Origin of the sequence: Synechococcus sp. R55.7, from assembly GCF_047461955.1 — a bacterium.
GTDB lineage: Bacteria > Cyanobacteriota > Cyanobacteriia > Thermostichales > Thermostichaceae > Thermostichus.
Genome location: NZ_JANSIC010000031.1, coordinates 6,792 through 15,275, shown reverse-complemented (window position 1 = coordinate 15,275; position 8,484 = coordinate 6,792). Strand labels below are relative to the sequence as shown.

Sequence of the window (8,484 nt, the reverse complement as noted above, 5' to 3'; positions counted from 1 at the left end):
GATAGGCTCTCCCTTAGCCGGCGGTTGCCATGGCCTTCAACCCCTTCAAAATCAGGTAGTCCAGAATACTGGTGTTCTCCTCGCCGCGATAATTAAAATTGGAGCGCACCAGCCACAGCCCCTTCTGAGTGCGGCAACAGAGGTTCAGCAGCGTGCGGGCCAAAATCTGTTGACGCGCCTGTAAATCCCGCGCCGCATCGAAAACCTCCCCGTCCCATTCCGGCGTCAGCACACGGCTGTTGTAGAGCACATGCCAGAGGGAGCGGGACCAGCTGGGGTTGGTGATATCAAACCAAAATTGGTAATCCGCCTCCAAACCCCGAGTGATGTAGGCCCCCGGAGTTGCAACTACCAAGTAACGGGAATAGTCGGGCTCGAAGCGGCTGCTGCTGGGGGTCTGTCCCGAGCGGATCATGGCCAAAAAGGCGGGATCCCCTTCGGCGGGGAAGGCCTGGCGAAACCGCCGTGCCGCTTCCATCAACACGCGCAGCAGCTCTTGATCCTGAGGGGAAGCAATCGCCGGGGCTAAGTGATCGGCAAAAAACTGCTGGAAGAAAGCGGCCAATGAAGGGCCGGGATGATAGCCGCGCAGCCAATCGAACAGTCGCTGGTAGCGCTCCAGGTTGGCAAACCCCACCCGCTCCGGCTGCCGTACTGCTGTTCGGGGACGCAGAGAACGCCCCACCGGATCCCAGGTATCTTCGGCCAACAGAGCTGCCCGGATGGGATCCAGCCCCAGCACCCAGCTCAACATCAGCCGCCAAGCCGGCAAAGTGGGAAAAGCACCCCACTCGGGATGGGCCAATTCTGCTGCCGTCAGCACCGCCCGCACCAAGGGATAGCGGATCAACGCCGGGAAGGGGGCAATCGGCAAAACCGGCACTTCCGACAACTGCTCCTGCAAGCTCAGGCTCACCCCCACATCCATACGGGGCAGCAAAACAGCAATGCGATGGGCCGGGATCCCGGCCCCCAAAAGCCGGCGAATTTGAGCAACCATCACCTCCACTGCCGCAAACTGGGTCTCTTCCTCCAGCGTTTGCACCAGCGGCAGCTCCCCCCCCTTCGGCTCAGGCAGCGGATGAGAAAACTGGGGATCCAGCACCCGCACAATCTGCACCCCTAAGCGGATCATGCCTGCTGAAGCGCGATGGCTCCCCTCCAGAAACCGAACCTGCGTTTTTGCCATCAAGAAGTCGGCCACAGCTTCCGGGATCCCGGTCAAAGAGACCCCGCCGCCGAGGGTGTAGCTGAAAAATTGGCTTTGCAAATGGGCTTGCCCCTGCCGGTAAAACTCCAGCGCCACCCCGCAACTGTCTTCCGCCTGATCTACGATCAGATGATCCCACTCTTGCCAAAACTCCGCCAGCGGCAGGATGTGCTCGCCAAACAGCCGAATTTGCAGGCCAAAATCCAGGGATCCCAACCGAAGTGCTGCCTCCCACAGCCGCCCCACACAGCAGCCCATTGCCTGTAAGGCCTCTGCCCGCCGCGGATCTGCCTCCTCGGGCCAAGCCCGGGCCAGCCGGGATCCCACCACCTCTGCCGGCAAACCCGAAGCCCCCGCAATATAAGCAGCACTGCTAATCTGATCCCAGATCTGGAACTCCTTGAGCCCGACCCCGGCAAAGGCTTCCCCATGCCGAGGGCACAAAGCGCAGGCTCGTTCGCAGAGAAATTGAGTGAGATCTTTGGCCAAGGGGATCGGCTCAAACTGAGGAGGCAACTGAGGAAGGCGGGCACACACCTGCGGCCAATGATCGGCCAGAGAGCGCCCAACCCGCTGCAAGAACGTTTCGATCCGCCACGGCCCCACCAAGCCCGAACTGGACTGCTGCAAGCGCCGCAACACCTCATCCGCTTGCCGTTGACTCCGCACCAAAAACAAGACCCGGCCCGGATCGGATCCCGCCTGCAACAAACTTCGATAGTGATCCACACAAGCCTGGGTCAGCCCACTGCCTGCCCAGCCCATTACACTTTGGAAGGGAGATGGCTTCCCTGGCCAATGGCTCTTTTCTTCCACTTGAGCTGCCCTTACCCTCTCCGGCCTCTCCAACCAACCCATTTTCTCAGCAAAAGTCTGGACAAACGGGCCTTCGCTTCATTATGATTGTTTTCCGTTGCCAACTGAGTCCATCCGCTTTGGCGACCCGGCGCGCTGCTACACCAGATACTGCCTCTTTAGCAGGTAAGTCTGAGCAGCTCTCAACAAAAGCAGTTTGGCGTGCAGCTTTGGGGGTGAACTAAGCAAAAGGCTCAGCGTTGCCGGCGCTGAACTTGGCCTCGGGGGATCCCTACCTTGCTCTTTCGCCTCAGCCGGCAGACTCAGCTTTGTCTTGAGCTTCCTGCTGCCACGCTATTGCTGTATGCCTATCCATCCGGCTAACTGAGCCATTGGCCTACGGCCCGCTTCGCGAACGGCTAGCCGATTGTCGGAGTGAGCTGGCTCTCAGTTGATGAAAACGAGTCGTGCAGGCTCGATTGGAGGTTCTTGTGGCACTTGGCATCCTCGGAAGAAAAGTCGGCATGACCCAGATCTTCTCTCCAGAAGGGCTGGCCATTCCGGTCACTGTCGTGCAGGCGGGGCCTTGCACCGTGACCCAGATCAAAACCCAAGCCACAGATGGCTACAACGCCATTCAGTTGGGCTACTTGCCCACTGCCGAAAAGCATCTCACGCGGGCGCAGCGGGGCCACCTCACCAAAGCAGGGGTGACAGAGCTGCTGCGCCACCTGCGAGAGTTTCGCGTTGATCAGCCGGAAGCTTACCAATTGGGGCAGAAAATTACCGTCGAGATGTTTTCCCCCGGCCAATTGGTGGATGTGGCCGGTACCTCCATCGGGCGAGGGTTTGCCGGCTATCAAAAGCGCCACCACTTTGGTCGTGGCCCCATGTCCCACGGCTCCAAAAACCACCGCCGACCGGGCTCCATTGGCGCCGGTACAACCCCAGGCCGCGTGTTTCCGGGGATGCGCATGGCGGGGCGGTTGGGAGGTGGCCGAGTCACCACCCGCAAATTGCAGTTGGTGCAGGTGGATCCGGAGCGGGATCTGTTGGTGATTAAGGGCTGCGTGCCCGGCGTAGAAGGAGGGCTGCTGGAGATCACCCCTGCCAAGCAGGTGGGCAACAAGCGTTAGGGGAGGGATCCCTGGCAAAGGCTGACCCGCATCCGCAAAGACGAGGAAACCATGGCAAGTTGTGTGGTGAAAAATTGGCAAGGGGAAACGGTGGGCAGCGCGGAGCTGAGCCTCAAAGTTGCTCGTCCCGAAACAGCCGCCCACATTCTCTATCTGGCACTGCGCCGGCAGATGACCAATGCTCGTCAGGGCAACGCCCACACCAAGACCCGAGCTGAGGTGCGCGGCGGCGGTCGCAAGCCTTGGAAGCAGAAAGGCACCGGTCGGGCCCGTGCCGGCTCCATCCGCTCCCCACTTTGGCGCAAAGGGGGGGTGATCTTCGGCCCCCGCAAGCGGGAATACAACCTGGCCATGAACCGCAAAGAACGGCAACTGGCCCTGCGCACCGCTCTGCAAAGTCGGGTGGAAGACCTGATCGTCGTGGAGGATTTCCAGGAGCAGCTCAACCCGCCCAAAACCCGTGCTGTGGCCCAGGCTTTGCTGCGCTGGGGGGTGATGGAAGATCAATCGGCTCTGCTCATCGTTGCCGAACGCTCGGAAGCCGTAGAGCGGGCCGTGCGCAACATCGCCCGCGTTAAGCTGATCGGCCTGGATCAGATCAACGTTTTCGATCTGCTCAACGTCGATTGGGTGCTGATCACCGTTTCTGCCCTAGAGCAGCTCAAGGCCCGTTGGGGATCCGACGCTGCGCCGGCAGTTCTGGAGACTCCCTCTGAGGATGCACCTCAGGCCGACATAGCCGAAGATCAGGCCCTGCCCGGAGATGGGCCGGAAGATCAGGCCGTTCCAGAAAGCGAACACGAGGAAGCAGAGCAAACCCCAGCCCAACCTGAGGCCCAGGAAAACCAAGCTGCCCTCCAAGGACGTCCAGCAGATCCGCAGGGGCCAGAAGAGCAAACCGAAGAGCCCCAAGATCCAGCAGAAGAACTGGCTCAAGGAGCAGAGCCGTCAACGGTAGAAGAGGCCGAAGCAGCCCCAGCAGAGGAGGAAAGCGATGACTGAGAGCAAGCGGATCCTGGCCGACGTCCTGTTGCGCCCCGTCATCACCGAAAAGGCAACCGCCTTGATGGAGCAGCGCAAATATGTCTTTGAAGTGCTGCCCACCGCCACCAAGCCGCTCATCCGAGCTGCCGTCGAAGAAATGTTCCGCGTGCGAGTTACTTCCGTCAACACCCTGAAGCTCCCGCGCAAGCAACGGCGGGTGGGCCGCTTTGTGGGCTACCGCACCCGTCCCAAGCGAGCCATCGTGACCTTGGCGGAGGGAGATTCCATCACCCTCTTCCCGGACACCTGAACGCCCCTTTTGAGCTGTTGTCATCCCATCCCCCACCCCTACCCGAGCCATGGGCATTCGTACTCTCCGACCCTACACCCCCAGCACCCGTCACATGACGGTCTCTGACTTCGAGGAGCTGTCCCGTGACGAGAACGGCAAGCGGCCCAGACCGGAAAAGTCGCTGCTGCAATTTATTCACCGCAAGAAAGGGCGCAACAACCGTGGCGTCATCACCTGCCGGCACCGCGGTGGTGGCCACAAGCGGCTTTACCGCATCATCGACTTCCGTCGCGACAAGCGGGGGATCCCGGCGACCGTCAAAACTGTGGAGTACGATCCCAACCGTAGCGCCCACATCTGCCTGGTGGAATACGAAGACGGCGAGAAACGCTACATCCTCGCTCCCCGCAACCTACAGGTGGGATCCACCATCATGGCCGGGCCAGAGGCCCCCTTTGAGATCGGCAATGCCATGCCCCTGGAGCGGATCCCCTTGGGAACGGTGGTTCACAACGTGGAGCTGTATCCTGGTCGCGGCGGACAGATGGTTCGCGCTGCCGGGGCTGGCGCTCAAGTGGTGGCCAGAGAAGGCAAATATGTCTCCCTCAAGCTGCCCTCCGGCGAAGTCCGCATGATCCGCGGCGAGTGCTACGCCACCATCGGCCAACTGGGCAACGTTGACCACAACAACATCAGCCTGGGCAAGGCGGGTCGTAGCCGTTGGTTGGGGCGCCGTCCTAAGGTGCGTGGCTCGGTGATGAACCCTGTGGATCATCCCCATGGTGGCGGGGAAGGGCGAGCCCCCATAGGCCGCAGTACCCCTGTCACCCCTTGGGGCAAGCCCACCCTGGGGTACAAGACCCGCAAACGCAACAAGCCCAGCAACAAATTCATCGTGCGCGGTCGTCGTCGCGGGGGCCGTCGAGACAAGGGCGGAAGGGCTGCCCAATAGCCGTCTGGCCATGCGCTTCCTGAAGCTTCTTCGATGGTCATTGCTTGTCAAACAGTTGAGGTTCTTATGGGACGTTCGCTGAAAAAAGGCCCCTTTGTGGATGCCAAGCTGCTTCTCAAGGTGGAGAAGATGAACGAGCGCAACGAGAAGCACATGATCAAGACCTGGTCGCGGGCCAGCACCATCTTGCCGGTCATGATCGGCCACACCATCGCCGTTCACAACGGCAAGCAACACGTGCCCATCTACATCACCGATCAGATGGTGGGTCACAAGCTGGGGGAATTCGTTCCCACCCGTACCTTCCGCGGTCACGCGGGGAGCGACAAAAAAGCCGCTCGCCGTTGAGAGGAATAACGAACAGGAAAGTATCGAGTAGGCAAGGAGAGGGCCATGGCCGATTCATCCCCTGAGGTTAAAGCGGTAGCCCGCTATATCCGCATGTCCCCCTTTAAAGTGCGGCGGGTGTTGGATCAGATCCGTGGGCGCACCTATGCCGATGCCCTGATTCTTTTGGAGTTCATGCCCTACGCTGCCTGTGAGCCGGTTCGTAAGGTGCTGCGCTCGGCGGTGGCCAACGCAGAGCACAACAACGGCTTGGATCCCCGGGATCTGGTGATCAGCCAGGCCTATGCTGATCAGGGGCCCGTCCTGAAACGGTTTCGCCCCCGCGCCCAAGGGCGGGCCTACCCCATTCGCAAGCGCACCTGTCACATCACCATCGCCGTCCGGCCCATAGAGGAAGCTGAAGCGGCGACGGCCTCTTAACCTCCTGTATTTCTAGCCCTTTACCCTTCAACCGACACCACCATGGGACAGAAGATCCACCCCACCGGTTTCCGCCTCGGCGTGATTAAAGAACATCGCAGCCGCTGGTTTGCCGATCCAGCCCGCTACCCAGCCTTGTTACAGGAGGACGACCAGATTCGCACCTACCTGACCAAGCAACTGAGCAGTGCTGGTTTGGCCGATATCCAAATCGAGCGCAAAGCGGATCAAATTGACCTGGAGATCCGGGCTGCTCGCCCTGGGGTGGTCGTGGGTCGGGGCGGATCCAGCCTAGAGACTTTGCGCCAAGGTCTACAGAAAGAGCTGTCCGCGCTAGCGGGACAAAGCCCTGGTTCACGAGGTGGTGGCGAGCGAACCATTCGCATCAATGTAGTAGAGGTCACCCGTGCCGATGCCGAGGCGACCTTGTTGGCGGAAAACATTGCCCAACAGTTGGAACGGCGGATTGCCTTTCGCCGCATCGTGCGCCAGGTGATCCAACGGGCCCAGCGGGCAGGTGTACAAGGGATCAAAATCCAAATTGCCGGGCGTCTGAACGGGGCCGAGATTGCCCGCACCGAATGGACGCGGGAGGGGCGGATCCCTTTGCATACTTTGCGGGCCGACATCGACTACGCCGAGCACCTCGCCCACACCACTTTCGGCATCATCGGGGTCAAGGTCTGGGTCTTCAAAGGGGAAGTTCTGCCCGGGCAGGAACGCCACGAACAGAAGTTTCCCCTGCAACAGCCCAAACGTCGGCAGCAGCGGCGGCGGCCCACCTTTGAAGATCGCTCGGCTCAGGAGGCCTGAGGGCCAACACCGGAACGTCCAGGGATCCCTATCGCAGTTGACTTAAGGAACGGCCATGTTAAGCCCCAAACGCACCAAATACCGCAAGCAGCAGCGCGGGCGCATGAAAGGCAAAGCGACCCGTGGCAACCGCATCAACTTTGGGGAATACGGCCTTGTGGCCCTAGAACCCGCCTGGATTACAGCTCGACAGATCGAGGCCAGCCGTCGAGCCATGACCCGCTATGTTCGGCGGGGTGGCCAAATCTGGATTCGCATCTTTCCCGACAAGCCCGTTACTCAGCGAGCTGCTGAAACCCGCATGGGATCCGGCAAAGGCAACCCTGAGTACTGGGTTTGTGTCGTCAAGCCGGGCCGTATCCTCTTCGAAATGGGGGGAGTGGCAGAGCCCATCGCCCGCGAGGCCATGCGCCTTGCCGCCCAGAAGCTGCCCATTAAGGTCAAGTTTGTAACCAAAGCCGACTTTGAAAAGCCAGAGCCCGCCCAGGCAACGGCTTCAGAGGTGGCCACCAGCAGTGTATGAGGAGAGTTCAGCCATGCCCATGCCCAAAATTGCTGATGCCCGTGCTTTATCGGACGAAGAGCTGAGCAACGAAATCTACGCCGTCAAGAAAGAGCTGTTTGAGCTGCGTTTGCAGCAGGCCACGCGGCAGTTGAACCAGCCCCATCTCATCCGGCTGCGCAAACACAAGCTGGCGCAACTACTAACTGTGGAGGGAGAGCGTAAGCGGGGCAAACGCCCAACCCAGGAGGAGTAATGGCTGTTCGGGAGAAGATTGGCATTGTGGTCAGCAACAAGATGCAAAAAACGGTGGTTGTTGCTGTGGAAAATCGAGTTGCTCACCCGAAGTACGGCAAAATCGTCGTCAAGACCAAGAAGTTTAAGGCCCACGACGAGGAAAACCGCTGTCAAGAAGGGGATCTGGTGCGCATCACGGAAACCCGTCCCCTTAGCCGCACCAAGCGTTGGCAAGTTGCCGAAATCCTGAGGGAGGTGAAGAAACTATGATTCAGCAGCAAACTATGCTGACGGTGGCCGACAACACCGGTGCTCGCAAGATGATGTGTATTCGCGTGCTGGGCAGCAGTGGCCGTCGCTACGCCAGCTTGGGCGATGTGATCATTGGTGTCGTCAAGGATGCCCTGCCCAACATGCCCGTCAAAAAATCCGATGTTGTCAAGGCCGTTGTTATCCGCACCGTCGATACGGTACGTCGCCCTGACGGCATGTGCATCCGCTTCGACGACAATGCTGCCGTGATCATCAACAATGATGGCAATCCCCGTGGAACTCGTGTTTTCGGCCCTGTAGCCCGCGAGCTGCGGGAGAAAAACTTCACCAAGATCATCTCCCTGGCCCCGGAGGTACTCTGATGGTTCGCCCCCTCAAACCCAGCCAAATTCGGCGCTTAGTTCGGCGCCCCGGCATTCGCAAGCACCGCAACAGCCTGCGCTACAAAATGCGTATCAAGCAAGGGGATACCGTGCAGGTGATCTCCGGCGATGACAAAGGCAAAATCGGCGAGGTGCTGCG

Annotated in this window: 12 protein-coding genes and 1 pseudogene; 12 read left to right on the top strand and 1 reads right to left on the bottom strand. The window is 60.0% G+C overall.

All coding sequences use genetic code 11. The features are described 5' to 3' along the window. Window positions 1-13: 13 nt before the first annotated feature. On the bottom strand, window positions 14-1,939 hold the full coding sequence (locus NW820_RS02960; RefSeq protein WP_414406641.1) for a hypothetical protein: 1,926 nt from the start codon (window positions 1,937-1,939) through the stop codon (window positions 14-16). 557 nt (window positions 1,940-2,496) lie between these two features. Between NW820_RS02960 and rplC the strand changes: the two genes are divergently transcribed. The 12 genes and pseudogenes from rplC to NW820_RS02900 form a co-directional block, all read left to right on the top strand. Then, window positions 2,497-3,141 (top strand): 50S ribosomal protein L3, encoded by a 645-nt coding sequence (gene rplC, locus NW820_RS02955; RefSeq protein ID WP_011434152.1) that lies wholly within the window; start codon window positions 2,497-2,499, stop codon window positions 3,139-3,141. A gap of 51 nt (window positions 3,142-3,192) precedes the next feature. Continuing rightward, window positions 3,193-3,819, top strand: a pseudogene (gene rplD / locus NW820_RS02950) (50S ribosomal protein L4); the annotation flags it as partial. A gap of 316 nt (window positions 3,820-4,135) precedes the next feature. After that, on the top strand, window positions 4,136-4,435 hold the full coding sequence (locus NW820_RS02945; RefSeq protein WP_414330452.1) for a 50S ribosomal protein L23: 300 nt from the start codon (window positions 4,136-4,138) through the stop codon (window positions 4,433-4,435). A 49-nt stretch (window positions 4,436-4,484) separates the two neighbouring features. Beyond that, window positions 4,485-5,369 carry a 50S ribosomal protein L2 gene (rplB, locus tag NW820_RS02940; protein ID WP_414389721.1) on the top strand — a complete coding sequence of 295 codons (885 nt, stop codon included), beginning with the start codon at window positions 4,485-4,487 and terminating at the stop codon, window positions 5,367-5,369. Window positions 5,370-5,435: 66 nt separating this feature from the next. Beyond that, the gene (gene rpsS, locus NW820_RS02935; protein ID WP_414331934.1) at window positions 5,436-5,717 is read left to right on the top strand and encodes a 30S ribosomal protein S19; all 282 of its coding nucleotides are present in this window, start codon (window positions 5,436-5,438) and stop codon (window positions 5,715-5,717) included. A gap of 45 nt (window positions 5,718-5,762) precedes the next feature. After that, window positions 5,763-6,137 carry a 50S ribosomal protein L22 gene (gene rplV / locus NW820_RS02930; protein ID WP_011434157.1) on the top strand — a complete coding sequence of 125 codons (375 nt, stop codon included), beginning with the start codon at window positions 5,763-5,765 and terminating at the stop codon, window positions 6,135-6,137. 42 nt (window positions 6,138-6,179) lie between these two features. Next, window positions 6,180-6,950 carry a 30S ribosomal protein S3 gene (gene rpsC / locus NW820_RS02925; protein WP_011434158.1) on the top strand — a complete coding sequence of 257 codons (771 nt, stop codon included), beginning with the start codon at window positions 6,180-6,182 and terminating at the stop codon, window positions 6,948-6,950. Between the two features lie 55 nt (window positions 6,951-7,005). Beyond that, window positions 7,006-7,473, top strand: a complete 468-nt coding sequence (gene rplP, locus NW820_RS02920; protein ID WP_011434159.1) for a 50S ribosomal protein L16 — start codon at window positions 7,006-7,008, stop codon at window positions 7,471-7,473. Window positions 7,474-7,486: 13 nt separating this feature from the next. Continuing rightward, window positions 7,487-7,708 (top strand): 50S ribosomal protein L29, encoded by a 222-nt coding sequence (gene rpmC, locus NW820_RS02915; RefSeq protein WP_414389718.1) that lies wholly within the window; start codon window positions 7,487-7,489, stop codon window positions 7,706-7,708. After that, the gene (gene rpsQ, locus NW820_RS02910; protein WP_011434161.1) at window positions 7,708-7,959 is read left to right on the top strand and encodes a 30S ribosomal protein S17; all 252 of its coding nucleotides are present in this window, start codon (window positions 7,708-7,710) and stop codon (window positions 7,957-7,959) included. The genes rpmC and rpsQ overlap by 1 nt, the downstream gene beginning before the upstream one ends. Next, a complete protein-coding gene (gene rplN, locus NW820_RS02905; RefSeq protein WP_011434162.1) occupies window positions 7,956-8,324 on the top strand; it encodes a 50S ribosomal protein L14 in 369 nt (122 codons plus the stop codon). Before rpsQ ends, rplN begins: the two co-directional genes overlap by 4 nt. Then, a partial coding sequence (locus NW820_RS02900) for a KOW motif-containing protein (RefSeq protein ID WP_414406642.1) occupies window positions 8,324-8,484 on the top strand: 161 nt, incomplete at its 3' end. The genes rplN and NW820_RS02900, both read left to right, overlap by 1 nt.